This window comes from Desertihabitans brevis, assembly GCF_003327535.1.
GTDB classification, from domain to species: Bacteria; Actinomycetota; Actinomycetes; order Propionibacteriales; family Propionibacteriaceae; genus Desertihabitans; species Desertihabitans brevis.
Genome location: NZ_QOUI01000011.1, coordinates 1 through 15,497 on the forward strand (window position 1 = coordinate 1; position 15,497 = coordinate 15,497).

Annotated in this window: 13 protein-coding genes; 7 read left to right on the plus strand and 6 right to left on the minus strand. The window is 73.1% G+C overall.

Annotation, left to right across the window (positions count from 1 at the left end):
* Nucleotides 1–203: 203 nt before the first annotated feature.
* Complete coding sequence (locus tag DT076_RS15705; protein WP_233494003.1) at nucleotides 204–1,478, minus strand: YibE/F family protein; 1,275 nt, start codon at nucleotides 1,476–1,478, stop codon at nucleotides 204–206.
* Between the two features lie 152 nt (nucleotides 1,479–1,630).
* Here DT076_RS15705 and DT076_RS15710 point away from each other — a divergent pair, with 152 nt between their 5' ends.
* Nucleotides 1,631–2,362, plus strand: coding sequence for a DUF3152 domain-containing protein (locus tag DT076_RS15710; protein ID WP_158548169.1), 732 nt, complete (start codon nucleotides 1,631–1,633; stop codon nucleotides 2,360–2,362).
* Nucleotides 2,338–3,330: a DNA-3-methyladenine glycosylase family protein gene (locus DT076_RS15715; protein WP_233494004.1), complete on the plus strand. Its 993-nt coding sequence runs from the start codon at nucleotides 2,338–2,340 to the stop codon at nucleotides 3,328–3,330. Before DT076_RS15710 ends, DT076_RS15715 begins: the two co-directional genes overlap by 25 nt.
* Before the next feature lie 9 nt (nucleotides 3,331–3,339).
* Here the strand turns inward: DT076_RS15715 and DT076_RS15720 are convergent, their stop codons facing one another.
* The 5 genes from DT076_RS15720 to DT076_RS15740 all read right to left on the minus strand — a co-directional run bounded on the left by DT076_RS15720 (nucleotide 3,340) and on the right by DT076_RS15740 (nucleotide 8,530).
* Nucleotides 3,340–5,220: a S8 family serine peptidase gene (locus DT076_RS15720; RefSeq protein WP_114127665.1), complete on the minus strand. Its 1,881-nt coding sequence runs from the start codon at nucleotides 5,218–5,220 to the stop codon at nucleotides 3,340–3,342.
* A gap of 120 nt (nucleotides 5,221–5,340) precedes the next feature.
* A complete protein-coding gene (locus DT076_RS15725; protein WP_114127666.1) occupies nucleotides 5,341–6,786 on the minus strand; it encodes a sensor histidine kinase in 1,446 nt (481 codons plus the stop codon).
* 85 nt (nucleotides 6,787–6,871) lie between these two features.
* On the minus strand, nucleotides 6,872–7,567 hold the full coding sequence (locus DT076_RS15730) for a response regulator transcription factor (RefSeq protein ID WP_114127667.1): 696 nt from the start codon (nucleotides 7,565–7,567) through the stop codon (nucleotides 6,872–6,874).
* Nucleotides 7,568–7,643: 76 nt separating this feature from the next.
* A complete protein-coding gene (locus tag DT076_RS15735; RefSeq protein ID WP_114127668.1) occupies nucleotides 7,644–8,147 on the minus strand; it encodes a low molecular weight protein-tyrosine-phosphatase in 504 nt (167 codons plus the stop codon).
* Nucleotides 8,144–8,530: a phage holin family protein gene (locus DT076_RS15740; RefSeq protein WP_114127669.1), complete on the minus strand. Its 387-nt coding sequence runs from the start codon at nucleotides 8,528–8,530 to the stop codon at nucleotides 8,144–8,146. Before DT076_RS15740 ends, DT076_RS15735 begins: the two co-directional genes overlap by 4 nt.
* Before the next feature lie 140 nt (nucleotides 8,531–8,670).
* On the opposite strand from DT076_RS15740, the gene DT076_RS15745 reads away from it, so the two are divergent.
* The 5 genes from DT076_RS15745 (at nucleotide 8,671) to DT076_RS15765 (ending at nucleotide 15,491) form a co-directional block, all read left to right on the plus strand.
* On the plus strand, nucleotides 8,671–9,081 hold the full coding sequence (locus DT076_RS15745; protein WP_114127670.1) for a hypothetical protein: 411 nt from the start codon (nucleotides 8,671–8,673) through the stop codon (nucleotides 9,079–9,081).
* Nucleotides 9,082–9,262: 181 nt separating this feature from the next.
* Nucleotides 9,263–11,155, plus strand: coding sequence for an ABC transporter ATP-binding protein (locus tag DT076_RS15750; protein WP_114127671.1), 1,893 nt, complete (start codon nucleotides 9,263–9,265; stop codon nucleotides 11,153–11,155).
* A complete protein-coding gene (locus DT076_RS15755; protein ID WP_114127672.1) occupies nucleotides 11,152–13,050 on the plus strand; it encodes an ABC transporter ATP-binding protein in 1,899 nt (632 codons plus the stop codon). Before DT076_RS15750 ends, DT076_RS15755 begins: the two co-directional genes overlap by 4 nt.
* Nucleotides 13,051–13,155: 105 nt before the next feature.
* Entirely contained in the window at nucleotides 13,156–13,917 is a 762-nt protein-coding gene (locus tag DT076_RS15760) for an ABC transporter ATP-binding protein (protein WP_233494005.1), read from the plus strand.
* Complete coding sequence (locus tag DT076_RS15765) at nucleotides 13,899–15,491, plus strand: hypothetical protein (protein ID WP_114127674.1); 1,593 nt, start codon at nucleotides 13,899–13,901, stop codon at nucleotides 15,489–15,491. The genes DT076_RS15760 and DT076_RS15765 overlap by 19 nt, the downstream gene beginning before the upstream one ends.
* The last annotated feature ends 6 nt before the right edge of the window (nucleotides 15,492–15,497 follow it).

Sequence of the window (15,497 nt, forward strand, 5' to 3'; positions counted from 1 at the left end):
CCTGCGCCTTCACCCCAGCAGCAACAACCACAACAGCCTCCACCGATCGGGTGTTGCGCTGGCTCCTGAACCTGCCCATCCGCGATCACCTCGAACCGCGGACACGGCGTGGCCCGACGTGGTGGCGACCCGCCGACCCCTTCCGCCGTTCGAGGTATCCGCGCGGCGTCCGCGATGAGCTCGAACCGCAGGAGGTCGCGGGATCAGTGCAGGTCGAGCAGCTCGTCGCCCTCGTTGCGCGGACGCCGCTGGTCGGGCTGCAGCTCGGGCTCGCCCTCGCGGCGGGTCAGGCTGACCAGCGCCGCACCGATCGCGGTGGTCAGCGGCAGCGCGGCGACCAGCCCGATCGAGCCGACGATGGTCCGCAGCACCTCGGCGGCGAACTGCTCCTGCTGCACCACGTCGAAGAACGGCCGGGCGTAGATGGTGATGAGCAGCAGCACGCCCAACGAGGCGCCGGCGGTGGCGAAGGCGATGGTGTAGACGGTGGAGGCGATGTGGTCCCGCCCGATCCGCATCGCCCGGCGGAAGATCTTGCCGGCGTCCCGCTCGGTCTCGGCCAGCTCCCACACCGCGGAGGCCTGGGTGATGGTGACGTCGTTGAGCGCGCCCAGGCTGGCGATGATGATGCCCATGATGACCACCGAGGACAGCGTCAGGTCGGGTGCTGAGTTGGAGAGCAGGAAGTCGTCCTCGGCCGCCACCCCGGTCAGGTGGGCCCACTCCACCGCCCCGTAGGACAGCGCCGCGGAGACGATCAGCCCCGCCAGGGTGCCGATCAGCGCGGTGGACGTCCGGGTGCTGAAGCCGTGCGTGGCGTAGAGGACGACGAACATGATCGCCGAGCTGCCCACCAGCCCCACCATCACCGGGTTGGAGCCGCTGATGAGCGCGGGGAACATGAAGCTGATCATCACGAAGCCGGCGAAGGCCAGCCCGACCAGCGCGATCAGCCCGCGCAGCCGCGCCACGGCGACGATGCCGGCGGCGAAGACCAGCGTGAACACGACCAGCGGCACCTGGCGGGAGAAGTCGGAGAACTGGTAGCCGGCCGGGGCGTCGGGGATCGGCACCCGGAACAGCCTGACCCGCTGGCCCACCTCGACCCCGGAGTCGTAGACCGCCGAGGTGAGCGTCACGTGCACGATCTGCCCGCGCTCGGGGCCCTGCAGCATCTCCACGCCGATGTCGGCGCAGACGCTCTCCGAGCCCGGACTGGAGCCCTCCAGGCCGTCGCAGTTGACCTCCGAGACGTTGACGATCCGGCCCTCCGGCGTCGTCACGCCCTCGACGGAGTACGTGGACGCGTCGGAGCGGATGTGCTCCTCGACGTTCGTGGGCCACATCACGACGAGCCCCACCAGGGTCCAGACGGCCAGCGGCACCAGGGCCACCACGAGGATGCGCAGGGCCCGGCGTTGCCGTTCGGCCGACTCCGGGGTCGACGGCCCGCTGTGGTGGAGATGGGTGTGAGACACGAGTTCGCCTAGTCTTGATGATCGTGACCGATCCGACGGACACGGCGTCCGCCGACGTCTTGCACCCTACCGGAGGGTCTTCCCCCCGCCGGGCAGCTCCTGGACCCCGCCGCGCCGTCCCCGCCCGCCCGAACTACCGTCTCTGGGTACTGGTGGCCGCGCTGGTGCTGGCCCTGCCGATCGGCATCGTGGGGGTGCGCAGCATCAGCCCCGCCGTCGAGCTGGACGCCGAGCCGGTCGTCCCGCCGCCGGCGCCGGCCTCGACCGAGCTGGTCGGTCCGACCGCCGATCCGGACGCCGCTCCACCGCCGGAGCCCGAGCCCGAGCCGTCCCCGGAGCCGACGGTCCCCACCGCGGGCTCGCAGGAGTACACGGTGGCGAAGACCACGCGCAAGCCGAGCGGGAAGCGCGGTGAGGTGCTGCGGTACCGGGTGCGGGTCGAGCGCGACCTCGACCTGGACGCGGAGGCCACCGCGAAGACGATCGCCGGCATCCTCGACGACGAGCGCAGCTGGACCGGCGACGGTTCGGTCCGCTTCCAGCTGGTCGGCCGCGGCGACCGCTACGACTTCACCATCTACGTCACCACCCCCGACACCACCGACGAGCTCTGCTACCCGCTGCTGACCCGGGGCGAGGTGTCCTGCCGCAACGGCGACAACGTGGTGCTCAACGCCAAGCGCTGGGTCTTCGGCGCCGACGCCTACGGCGACGACATCACCGGTTACCGGCAGTACCTGGTCAACCACGAGGTCGGGCACCGGCTCGGCTACGACCACGTCGACTGCCCGGCCGCCGGGGAGCGGGCGCCGATCATGATGCAGCAGACGAAGTCGGTGGGCGAGTGCGAACCGCACCCGTGGGTCAAGTCCAGCGACCGGTGACCCGGGCCGCCCGGCCCGCCGACGGCGCCGTCCGGCTCGTCGAGCTGGACGGCGACCCGCTGCTCGCGGTCCGGCTCAACCTGGGCAAGCTGCGTCACGGCGTCGCCGACCCCACCCACCGGCGGCTGTCGGAGGGGCAGTGGTGGCGGGCCAGCCGGACGCCGGAGGGCCCGGCCACCAGCGTCTGGGTGGCCCTGCCCGAGGGGGTGCGGGTGCAGGCCTGGGGGCCGGGTGCGGAGTGGACGCTGGAGCAGGCGCCCCGGCTGCTCGGTGCCGAGGACGACCCGTCGGGGTTCGAGCCCCGCCATCCCGTGCTGCTCGCCGCCGCCCGCCGACTGCACGGGCTGCGGATCGGGGCCAGCGACCGGGTGCACGAGGCCCTGGCGCCGGCCTGCCTGGAGCAGGTGGTGACCAGCGACGAGGCGCTGTCGGCGTTCCGCCTGCTGGTGCGCGAGTTCGGCGAACCCGCCCCCGGGCCGGCGCGCGACCCGGGCTCCAGCGGCTACGGGCTGCGGCTGCCGCCGGACGTCGCCACCTGGGCCCGGATCCCGAGCTGGCGCTTCCTGGCCGCCGGGGTGGAGCAGCGCCGCAGCGCGCCGCTGGTGCGTTGCTCGGTGCGCGGCAGCGCGCTGGAGCGGCTGAGCGGACGCCGGTCCTCCGACGTGGACCGGGCGCTGCGCTCCTTCCCCGGGATCGGGCCGTGGACCTCGGCGGAGGTGCGCCAGCGCTCCCACGGCGACGCCGACGCCTGGAGCATCGGCGACTACCACGTCGGCGGCCACCTCAGCTACGCCCTGACGGGGGTGAAGGGCGACGACGACGCCGCGCTGGAGGCCCTGGAGCCCTACCGGGGGCACCGCTTCCGGGTGCAGCTGCTGATCGAGCTCACCGCACCCCGGCCGCCGCGCCGCGGCCCGCGGATGACCCTGCCCACGCACACCCCCCGCGCCACCCGCGGCCGATCCTGACGTCCCGGGTCAGCGGGCGGTGGCGCTCTTCGAGGTGCTCGAGAGCGGCCCCTGCCCGGCCGCGTTCACGGCGCGGACGGTGGCGGTGTAGGTCTTGCCGCGGCTCAGCCCGGTGACCTTGACCCAGGTGCTCGAGCTGGCGGGCACGGTCATCGTCTTCGTCGCCCCGTCCGAGGTGCGGCGGACGGTGACCCGGTAGGAGGTGAGCGCGGAGCCGGAGGGGCGGTCCCAGTCGACGGTGACCGAGACGGGGGAGTCCTTCGTCGAACCCGACCGCAGCACCGGGGTGGCCGGCTTCCCCGGCGGCTTGAGCACGGTCACCTTCGTGGTCACCGCCGGGCCGGTGCCGGCACCGTTCACCGCGGCCACGGTGAAGGTGTAGCTGCGGCCGGGGACCAGGTAGCGGAAGGTCTTGGCCCGCTCGGTGCGGCCCACCAGCACGCTCTCTGGGCCCGTGCCGCGGGAGTCGGTGCCCGAACGGGTCACCCGGTAGCCGGTGGTCGTCGGCCCGTTGGAGCGGGTGGGGGCCTTCCAGGACAGGACGACGCTCTGCCGGGCGTGGTCGGTGCGTAGGGCCACCGAGGTCGGCGCCGACGGCGGGGCCAGCCGGAGGTCGGCGTAGAGCAGCCGGTTCGGCGTGCCGGCGCTGCCGCCGACGACGTCCCAGGTGGCCTGGTCGGTCAGCACCCGCCGCACCTGCGCGCTGGTCGCCCGTGGCGAGCGCTGCAGCAGGCGCGCCACCACGCCGGTGACGTGTGGGGCGGCCATCGACGTCCCGTCCAGCACCTTGGTGGCCGTCCGCGACCCGACCCACGCCGAACGGATGCCCACCCCGGGGGCGAACAGGTCGGCGCAGCGGCCGCGGTCGGAGAAGTCCGCCCGCCGGTCGGCGGAGGTGGAGGCCGCCACGTTGATGACCTCGGGCAGCCGGCCGGGGCTGGACAGGCAGGAGTCGACGTCGGCGTTGCCGGCCGCGGTCACCACCGGGACGCCGGCGGCGACCAGCTCGGCCACCTTCTGCTCGATCACCCGCGCCGCCTCCCGGCCACCGGCGTCGAGCTCGTCGGTGTAGACGCCGCCGGAGTAGTTGACGACCATCCGCTCCTCCCGCACCCGCGACAGCGCGAGCGCGTGGTGGAAGGCGGAGTAGAGGTCGGCGAAGCTGGCGTAGCCCTCGCAGTCGAAGACCCGCAGCGGTAGCACCGACGCCCCCGGCGCGACGCCGAGGGTCGCCCCGGCCGCGGTGGCCGCCACGTGGGTGCCGTGGCCGCGCCCGCTGCCGCTGGTGCACTCCGCGGCCGAGGCGTCCCCGTCGTCGGGGTCGTCGATGTTCCGGCCGACGAAGTCCCAGTCGTCCTCGGTGAGGATCCGCCCGGCGAGCTCGGCGTGGTCGTAGCTGATCCCGCCGTCGACCACGGCCACCACCGTGCCGGCGCCGGTGGTGGGGGTGCGGTAGACGCCGTCGAGGGTGCGGCTGCGCTGGTCGATCCGGTCCAGCCCCCATGGCACGGCGGTGGCGCGGCTGCTGGAGGCGACGGCGGGCGCTCTGCGCAGCCGGACGTCGGGCACCACGGCCTCGACGTCGGGACGGTCCTCGACCGCCGCCGCCTCGGCCTCGGTGAGCTCGGCCACCACCAGGGTCGCCTCGGCGGGGCTGCCCTGCGGCGCCGGCACCTGCTCGCCGTCGATCCGCTCGGCCACGGTGTCGGCGGCGCGCTCGGTGGTCGCGATGACGACGTAGTCCTCGCTCGGCCCGTCGGCCCGGGCCGGCTGCGGCGCGGCCGTCAGCAGCAGCGTGGCGACACCGGCGAGCGCCACGGCCCGGACACCCCGGGAGGGGCGGGCGGCGGGGGAGGAGGGGTGGGGTGCGCGGTCGGTCGGCAGCGGCACGGGAGCTCCTGGGATCCGGCACGAGGCTGCCGATGCCGGTCCCGTCCAGCCGGTCCCGCGCTGATGCTAGGGCCCCACCGCCCTGGTGCGGAACCCCCGGCGACGGTCCGGCGGGACGGGTCAGTCGGTGACGCGCTGCAGCACCTGGGTCTGCTCGTCGGAGTCGTCCTCCAGCTCGTCCGGGCTGGTGGTCCCCGGCAGCTGCACGGTGAACTCCGCACCACCCTCGGCGGAGCGTCCCGCCTTCACCCAGCCGCCGTGCCGGGCGACCGTGGTGGCCACGATCGACAGCCCCAGCCCGGTGCCGGGGGTGTTGCGGGAGCTGTCGGCACGGTAGAAGCGGTCGAAGATGTGCGGCAGGTCCTCGTCGGCGATGCCGGGCCCCTGGTCGGAGATCCGCAACCGGTCGCCCTCGAGCAGCACGTGCACGGTGCCACCGGGCGGGGAGAACTTCACCGCGTTGTCGAGCAGGTTGGTGATGGCCCGCTCCAGGGTGTCGGGCTCGCCGATCAGGTAGAGCGGGTTGAGCTCGACGTCGAACTTCAGCCCCGGTCCGCGCCGGCGGGCCCGCTGGATGGCGTTGCTGGTGATCTCGCGCAGGTCGATCGGCTCCGGGGACGGCTCCACCCGGTCCTCACGGGCCAGCTGGACCAGGTCGCCGACCAGGGTGGTGAACTCGCTGAGCTGGGCGGCGACGTCGCGCAGGATGTCGGCGCGCGCCCCCTCGGGCAGCATGCCGGTGCGGTCGTCGGCGACCAGCAGCTCGATGTTGGTGCGCAGGCTGGTCAGCGGCGTCCGCAGCTCGTGCCCGGCGTCGGCGATCAGCCGCCGCTGCCGCTCGCGGGAGAGGCTGAGCGAGGACAGCATGGTGTTGAACGAGCGCGTCAGCTGCGACAGCTCGTCGTCACCGCGGACCACGATCGGGTCGAGGTGGTCGGTCACCGTCACCCGGGCCACCGCCGCCGACAGCTCGCGCACCGGTTGCAGGCTGGAGCGGGCCACGGCGTAGCCGATGAAGGCGGCCCCGACGATCGCGATCGCGCCGAAGATCGCCATCACCAGCGCCAGCGAGAACTGGATGTTGGTGTAGGGCTGCAGCGGGCGGCCGATCACCAGCGCGTACTGGCCGCCGTCGGAGACGTCGGGCATCGGCACCGCGACGATCCGGTACGGGGTGCCGTCGTCGGCGAAGCCGTCGCGCGCGGAGGAGCCCTGGCCGAGCCGGGCGATCGCCATCTCCTCCGCGCCCCAGTCGAGGGTGACCCGCTCCCCGGGCACCCGCTGGGTGTGGCCGTCGGAGCGCAGCACCAGCAGGGTGACGTTGATGGAGCGCAGCCGCTCCGGGGCCAGCCCGCCCATGGTGTTGAGGTCGGCCGAGACCAGGTCGGAGGTGTAGGAGGCGACCTCGGTCAGCTCGCTGTCGAGCTGCTGGTACAGCGAGACCCGGGTGACCAGCCAGCCGGCCAGACCGGTGAGCATGACCGCGCAGGCCACCGCGACCGCGGTGAGGACCGAGATCCGCCGCCCGAGGGTCGGCTGCCCCAGCCACTGCCAGATCGTCCTCATCGGTCCGGACGCCTCCGGCGGGGCCGGTTCGTCGGGCCGGCCCCCGCCCGCCGAAGAGCTGGGTGCCCCGCGCTCCGGCACCGGATCACGGTGGGGTCTCACGCAGCACGTAGCCCACGCCGCGCACCGTGTGGATCAGACGGGTCTCACCCTCGGCCTCGGACTTGCGCCGCAGGTAGCCGATGTAGACCTCCAGCGAGTTGGCCGTGGTGGGGAAGTCGAAACCCCACACCTCGTTGAGCAGCCAGCTGCGCTCCAGCACCCGCCGCGGGTTCTCCATGAACGCCTGCAGCAGCGCGAACTCGGTGCGGGTCAGGCTGATCGAGCGGCTGCCGCGCAGCACCTCCCGGGTCTGGGTGTTGAGCGAGAGGTCGCTGAAGGTGAGGTTGTGGGCGGTGGGGTCGGTGGACTCGGTCACCGTGCCGGCCCGCCGCACCAGGGCCCGCAGCCGCGCCAGCAGCTCGTCCAGGGAGAACGGCTTGGCCATGTAGTCGTCGCCGCCGGCGTCCAGCCCGTCCACCCGGTCACCGACCGCGTCGCGGGCGGTGAGCACGAGGATCGGCACGTCGTTGCCGGTGGAGCGCAGCATCCGCGTGGTCTCCAGGCCGTCCAGCCGCGGCATCATCACGTCCATCACGACCGCGTCGGGCCGGACCGCCGAGAGCCGGGCCAGGGCCTCCACGCCGTCGGTGGCGGTGCTGACCTCGTAACCGCTGTACTGCAGGGACCGGGCCAGGGAGTCACGGACGGCCTGGTCGTCGTCCACCACCAGGATGTGCATGGCGTCCACCCTAGAGTCTCCGACCGACGCCGGACGCCTGCGGCTCGCGCACCGCGCGCCGCCGCGGTCCGGGGCCTCAGCCGGCGTCGGTGCGCTCGCCCCGCAGGGTGGCGAGCAGGCCCGGCATCGCGGCCTCGATGCTGGCCATGGTGTCGCCGAACCCCTCCTCGTCGCCGTACCAGGGGTCGGGCACCCCGGCACCCGCGGGTGCGCCGGGGTCGAAGTCGGTGAGCAGCCGGACGTTGTCGTTGACCCGTCCGGTGATCTGCTCCATCCGGCGCACGTGCAGCTCCTCCATCGCCACCACCAGCTCGGCACCGGCGATCTCCTCGGCGTCCACCTGGTGCGCGGAGTGGCCCTCGGCGTCGTGGCCGTGGCGGCGCAGCCAGGCCCGGGCGCGCGGGTCGATCGGGTTGCCCAGCTCCTCGCGGCTGACCCCGGCGCTGCTGAACTCGACGTCGTCCAGCCCGCCCTGGTCAGCCGCCCAGCTGCGCGCCACCCGCTCGGCCATCGGCGAGCGGCAGATGTTGCCCCAGCAGACGAAGACCACCCGCCGGGGGCCGGTCGACGACCCGCTCATGCGCGGCCCCGGCGGTTCTTGCGGTCGGGCAGGAAGGCGTTGAGCACGAAGCTGACCACGGAGACGATCAGCGCGCCGAACAACGCGTTCCAGAATCCGTCGACGTGCCAGCCGAGGTCGAGCAGCCCGCTGACCCAGGACGCCAGCCCCAGCATGGCGGCGTTGATGACGAGCAGGAAGACGCCGAGGCTGAGGATGATCACCGGCAGCGTGACGAGCTGGAAGACCGGCTTGACCACCGCGTTGACGATGCCGAAGATCAGCGCCACCCCGAGCAGCACGAGCACCTTCTGCAGCGTCGAGCCGTCGGTCAGGCTGATCCCCGGCAGCACCCAGGTGGCCACGGCGAGGGCGGCCGCGTTGGCGAGGAGGCGGAGCAGCATGGGGCCATCGTCCCACGCGGGTCGCGCGCAGCGGGATCTCCGCACGCCGGACCAGGGACGGCCCAGGGTGCCCCGGAGCCACCCCCGAACCACCCTCTGGACCGTGTCCAGGAGGGGGAGGAGCGCCTAGTGTTCCGGGCATGAGCACGTTCCCGTCCGGCGTCGCACCGACCCCGCGCGAGCAGCCGCGTCCCGCCTCGCAGACGCGTCCGGAGGTCGACGCCGCGCTGGCCGCCCGCCGCGAGCTCGGCCCCGACTACGAGGACGCCATCGCCGCGGGGCTGGCCGAGCGGATCGAGCAGCTGGCGGCGGCCCGCAGCGCGGAGCTGCAGCAGGTGGCCGCGTCCGGCACCGCCGCGGAGAAGGCGGAGCGGGAGGCCCGCACGCAGCGCTTCGTGCTCGGCATCATCTCCCTCGCCGTCGGGATCCCGATCACCGCGATCGGCGCCACCAACGTCGAGCCCGGGCTGCTGGGCGTGGCCGTGTCCTGGACCGGGATCGTGGGGGTCAACGTGGCCGTCGCGCTGGGCGCTCGCCGGCAGCGGCGCTGATCGTCGGCGGCCCGTCCCGGCTCTCCGGCGCGGCGGGGGAGGGGGAAGCGCTGCAGAGCCGGTCGTGATGGGGTCCATAAGTCCTGGTTCTTTAACGGGGTTATCCATTTTGACCTCGCCCCCCGGTGGTATTGGATGGTCAGCAAGCCCCATCCCGCACCAGCCAAGGACGGCTACCTCCATGCCTGCGGCCAGCACCGTCATCGCGTCCCCACCGCCCACCTCCTCCGCACCCGATCCCCAGCGCCCGCTGATCGCCCCGGCGCCGGCGCGCAAGCGCGACACGACCTCGCTGTGGCGGCTGCGCACCTACCTCTACCCCTACGGGGCGCGCTACCTGATCATGGCGGTCGCCTCGGTGGTGGGCATCGGGTTCTCCCTGCTCATCCCGCTGCTCACCCAGCAGGTCATCGACGGCCCGATCAGCCGGTCCGACCAGCGCGGCCTGCTCGTCCTCGGGGTGTTCGCCGTCGGGGTGGGGATCGCCGAGGCCGTGGTGCTGTTCCTGCGGCGCTGGATCGTCTCGCGCGCCAACAACGGCTCGGAGCGGCTGATCCGCACCGACCTCTACACCAAGCTGCAGTCGCTGCCGATGAGCTTCCACGGCCGCTGGCAGTCCGGCCAGCTGCTGTCGCGGATGATGACCGACCTCTCCATCATCCGACGCTTCCTCGGCTTCGGGATGATCTTCCTGGTCGTCAACGTGCTGCAGATCACCGTGGTGCTGGTGCTGCTGCTCAACCTCTACTGGCCGCTGGGCCTGGTGGTGCTCGCCTCGATCGTCCCGGTGGCGTGGCTCTGCCTGACGAACGAGAAGAAGCTCACCCGGTTGTCGCGCAAGATCCAGGACGAGCAGGGGGATGTGGCCTCCAGCGTGGAGGAGGGCATCCACGGGCTGCGGGTCATCAAGTCCTTCGGACGCTTCGCGCACCTCTACCAGGGCTTCGCCGCGCGCACCGGCGTCCTCTACGAGACCTCCATGGATCGGGTCCGGGTGCTGTCGCGGTTCATCACCTTCCTCGAGGTCATCCCCACCTGCACGATGATCCTGGTGCTGGGCTTCGGGGCGATGGCCACCGCGAACGGCCAGCTCACCCTCGGCACCCTGGTCGCCTTCATCCAGCTGCTGCTGTCGCTGATCTGGCCGGTGGCCGCGCTGGGCTTCCTGCTGGCGATGACGCAGGAGGCGATGACGGCCGCGGACCGGATCGCGGAGGTGCTCGACACCGAGAACGTGCTGGTCGACGGCCACGGCGAGATCGACCAGCCCCGCGGGCACCTGCGCTTCGAGGGCGTCGGCTTCCGCTTCGGCGACGCCGACACCGACACCCTGCACGGCATCGACCTCGACATCGCCCCCGGTGAGACCCTCGCCGTGGTCGGCGGCACCGGGTCGGGCAAGACCACCCTGACCGCGCTGGTGCCGCGGCTGGTGGACGTCACCGCCGGGCGGATCACGCTGGACGGGGTGGACATCCGCGACCTGCGCCTGCGCCACCTGCGCACCCTGGTGGCGACCGCCTTCGAGGACCCGACGCTGTTCTCGATGTCGGCACGGGAGAACCTCACCCTGGGCCGCGCCGACGCCACCGACGCCGAGATCGAGGAGGCGATCGAGGTGGCGCAGGCCCACTTCGTGCACGACCTGCCCTGGGGTCTGGACACCCGGATCGGCGAGCAGGGGATGAGCCTGTCCGGCGGTCAGCGCCAACGGCTCGCGCTCGCCCGGGCGGTGCTGGTGCGCCCCCGCGTGCTGGTGCTCGACGACACCCTGAGCGCCCTCGACATCCACACCGAGGCGCTGGTGGAGGAGGCCCTGAAGCGGGTGCTGCACGACGTCACCGGCATCGTGGTCGCCCACCGCGCCTCCACGGTGATGCTGGCCGACCGGGTGGCGGTGCTGTCCGGCGGCACCGTGGTCGCCACCGGCACCCACACCGAGCTGCTGCGCACCAGCCGGGAGTACCGCGAGCTGATGTCGGCGGAGTTCGACCTCGAGGCCGAGTCCGACGAGCTGCGCGACCACGGCCCCGGCGGAGCGGACCGGCGGGCCCGGGCGGAGGTGGCCCGATGAGCGCGCCGGTGCAGCAGGACCCGCGCGGGGCGGCCCGGACCGGGCGCGCCAGCCGCAGCGAACCCCGTGACGCGGTGGACGTCGAGGCCTGGCGGGGGGTGCGGGCCGAGGGTGCGGAGGACATCGACCAGACCGGCTCCGTCTTCCTGCGCCACCGGTCCTGGGCGCTGCTGCGCGACCTGGTCCGCCCCCACCACCGGGCGCTGTGGATCCTGCTGGTCGTGGTCGTGCTGGCCAACGGGGCCCGGCTGGCCCCGCCCTACCTCGTCCAGCAGGGCATCGACGTCGGCATCCCGGCGCTGGTCGACGACGACGCCGTCGGCCCCCTGGTCACCACCATGGCGCTGATGCTGGGCGCGGTGCTCGTCCAGGCGGCGGGCAACATGGCCTTCATCCGCGGCTCGGGCCGGGTGGGTCAGCAGGTGCTGCTGGAGATCCGCCGCCGCACCTACCGCCACTTCCAGAAGCTCGACGTCGCCTTCCACGACCGCTACACCTCCGGGCGCGCGGTCTCCCGGCTGACCAGCGACGTCGACGCCATCGCCGAGATGGTGCAGTCCGGGTTCTCCGGGCTGACCACCGCGGTGCTGACCATGGTCGGCGTCGGGGTGCTGATGCTCACCCTGGACTGGCAGCTCGGCCTGGTCTGCCTGGCCTCCTTCCCGGTGCTGATGCTGCTGGTGCGCTGGTTCTCCCGCCGCACCGCGGTCACCTACCGCAGCGTCCGCGAGGCGTCGGCGGCGGTGATCGTGCAGATCGTGGAGACCATGACCGGCATCCGCGCCGTGCAGGCCTACCGTCGCGAGGACCGCAACAACGACATCTTCGCCCGGCTGGCCGACCGCTACCGGGAGGCCAACGTCACGGCGTTCCGGCTGGTCGCGATCTTCATGCCGGGGGTCAAGCTCGTCGGCAACATCACCATCGGCGTCGTGCTGCTCTACGGCGGCTGGCGGGTGCTGCACGGCGAGATGACCGTCGGCGTGCTGACGGCCTTCCTGCTCTACCTGCGGCTGTTCTTCGAGCCGATGCAGGAGATCAGCCAGTTCTACAACACCTTCCAGTCCGCCACCTCGGCCCTGGAGAAGCTCTCCGGCGTGCTGGAGGAGAAGCCGAAGGTGGCCCCGCCGCAGCGGCCCACGCCGCTGCCGAAGGCGTCCGGCCACATCCGCTTCGACCGCGTCGAGTTCGGCTACGTCGCCGACCGGCCGGTGCTGCCCGGGCTGGATCTGGACATCCCGGCGGGTCAGACGGTCGCCCTGGTGGGCACCACCGGGGCGGGCAAGACCACCATCGCCAAGCTGATGGCCCGGTTCTACGACCCGACCAGCGGCACCGTCAGCCTCGACGGCGTCCCGCTGCCCGAGCTCTCCGACGACGAGCTGCGCCGGGCGGTGGTGATGGTGACCCAGGAGAACTTCATGTTCGACGGCACCGTCGCCGACAACATCCGCTTCGGCCGTCCCGACGCCACCGACGAGGAGGTGCGGGCGGCCGCGCAGGCGGTCGGGGCGGACACCTTCATCGACACCTTCCCCGACGGCTACGACACCGACGTGGCCAAGCGCGGCGGACGTCTGTCGGCCGGTCAGCGTCAGCTGATCGCCTTCGCCCGGGCCTTCCTGGCCGACCCGGCCGTGCTGATCCTGGACGAGGCCACCTCCAGCCTCGACATCCCCAGCGAGCGGCTGGTGCAGCAGGCGCTGCAGACGATCCTGGCCTCGCGCACCGCGGTGATCATCGCCCACCGGCTGAGCACGGTGGAGATCGCGGACCGGGTGCTGGTGCTGGAGCACGGCCAGGTGCTGGAGGACGGCAGCCCCGCGGAGCTGACCAGCACGCAGGGCGGACGCTACGCCGCCCTGCACGAGGCCTGGATCGAGTCCCTGGCCTGACCGGTCGTCCGCGGCATGACGGGGGCCGCCGGGTGTGAAGAGCGCCCGGCGACCTCCTGACAACCGTCACCGTCGGCGGGCCGATCCACTGGTTGACTGAGCGGTGTGAACGACATCGCGCTCTCGCTGCAGGGCCTCTACAAGTCCTTCGGCGCCAAGGTGGCCGTGGCCGACCTGCGCCTCGACGTGCGGGCGGGGTCGATGTTCGGCCTGGTCGGGCCGAACGGCGCCGGCAAGACCACCACGCTGTCGATGGCCACCGGGCTGCTGCGCCCCGACGCCGGTCGTGCGGTGGTCCTCGGCGCCGACGTGTGGGCCGACCCGGCCGCGGCCAAGGCCCGGATGGGGGTGCTGCCCGATGGCGTCCGCCTCTTCGACCGGCTCAGCGGCCGGGAGCTGCTGCGCTACGTCGGGCTGCTCCGCTCGGTCGACCCGGGGCTGGTCGACACCCGCAGCGGCGAGCTGCTGGAGGCGCTCGGGCTCAGCGAGGACGCCGACAACCTGGTGGTCGACTACTCCGCCGGCATGACGAAGAAGATCGGCCTGGCCTGCGCGCTGATCCACGCCCCGCGGCTGCTGCTGCTGGACGAGCCGCTGGAGGCGGTCGACCCGGTGTCGGGGGAGACCATCCGGGCGATCCTGCGCAGCTACGTCGCCGGCGGCGGCACGGTGGTCCTGTCCAGCCACGTGATGGAGCTGGTGGAGAACATGTGCGACACCGTGGCCGTGATCGCCCAGGGCCGGGTGCTGGCCACCGGCACCCTGGACGAGATCCGGGCCGGGGAGTCGCTGCAGCGGCGGTTCGTCGACCTGGTCGGCGGCAAGCAGCTCGACGAGGAGGCGCTGTCGTGGTTGCGGTCCTCGTAAGGCTCAAGCTGACGCTGCTCAAGAACGCGCTGCTGCGCAGCGTCCTCAAGGTCGTCGGTCTGGTCCTCGGCGCCCTCTACGGCCTGGGCGTCATCGCGGTGTCCTACGCCGGGTTCGTCGCGCTGCGCGCCTACGGGTCGGTCGAGCTCATCAGCGGTGTCACCGTGCTGGCGTTCTCGGCGGTGACGCTGGGCTGGGTGGTCTTCTCGGTGCTGGTCTCCGGCATCGACGAGACGCTCAGCCCGGCCAAGTTCGCGCTGCTGCCGGTGAGCGCCCGCCGGCTGCAGCCCGGGCTGCTCGTGGCTGGCCTGCTCGGCATCCCCGGCATCGCCACCACCGTCGTCGCGCTCGGGCTGGTGGTGGCCTGGAGCGGCTCGGTCGCTCCCGCGGTCGCCGCCCTGCTCGCGGTGCCGCTGGGGGTGGTGACCTGCTTCCTGCTGTCCCGGCTGGCCACCGACGCGCTGGCCGAGATGCTCTCCACCCGGCGCTTCCGCGACCTCGCCGTGGTCGCGCTGGCGCTGTCGGGGGTGGGCATCGCCGTCGGCGTCAACGTGGTGGCCCAGGGCGTCGGCACCGACCCGGCCGCCTGGGGCGCCTCCCTGGAGCGGGGTGCCGAGATAGCCGGCTGGACGCCGCTGGGCTGGGCCTGGGCGGTGCCGGCCTCGGTGGCCCAGGGGCAGTGGCTGGCCGCGGCGGCGCGGCTGCTGCTGGCGGTGGCCCTCGTGGTGGCCTGCTGGGCCGGCTGGCGGCACTTCCTGCAGCGGCGGCTGACCAGCCCGCTGGAGGGGCGCAGCGGCTCGGGCAAGGTCCGTCCCGGCGGCGCGGTGGACCGGTTGTTCGGCACCAGCCCGAAGGGGGCCGTCGCCGCCCGGTCGGTGCGGTACTGGCGCCGCGACCCCCGCCACCTGGCCAACCTCGCCTCGCTGGTGGTGCTGCCGGCGATGGTCGTGGTCCTCCAGTTCGTCCAGCCGGACCCGCAGGACCTGGTGATCGTGCTGGCCCCGCTCACCATCTCCCTCATCCTCGGCACCGTGGTCGCCTTCGAGCTGGCCTACGACGGCTCGGCGTTGGCGCTGCACGTGCACACCGGTCTGCGCGGCCGCGACGACCGGGCCGGGCGGCTGCTCGCGGTGGCGGCGCTGGTGGTGCCCCTGCTGACGGTCGTGGTGCTGGCCTGCGTGGCGGTGGCCGGACGCTGGGACCTGCTGGTCGCCAGCCTGGCGATGACCTTCGGCACGGCCCTGGTCGTCAGCGGGGTGGCCAGCTGGATCAGCGTGTTCTGGCCCGGCCACGCCCCGCCACCGGGCGGCAACCCGTTCGGCAAGGGCTCCAGCGGCGGGGTGGAGGGCATGCTCTCCTTCCTGCTCGTCACCGGGGTGTCGGTCGTCGTCTCGGCACCGGTGCTGGCTGCCGGTATCGCCTCGCTGTTCGTCGACGGCCTGGAGTGGCTGGCCCTGGCCCTCGGCCTGGGTATCGGCGGCGCGGTGGTCGCCGGTGGCGTCCTGCTGGGCGGGCGCTCGCTGGACCGTCGCTGGCCCGAGGTGATGCGCAGCGTCACCGCGCTGGAGACCTGAGCGGGC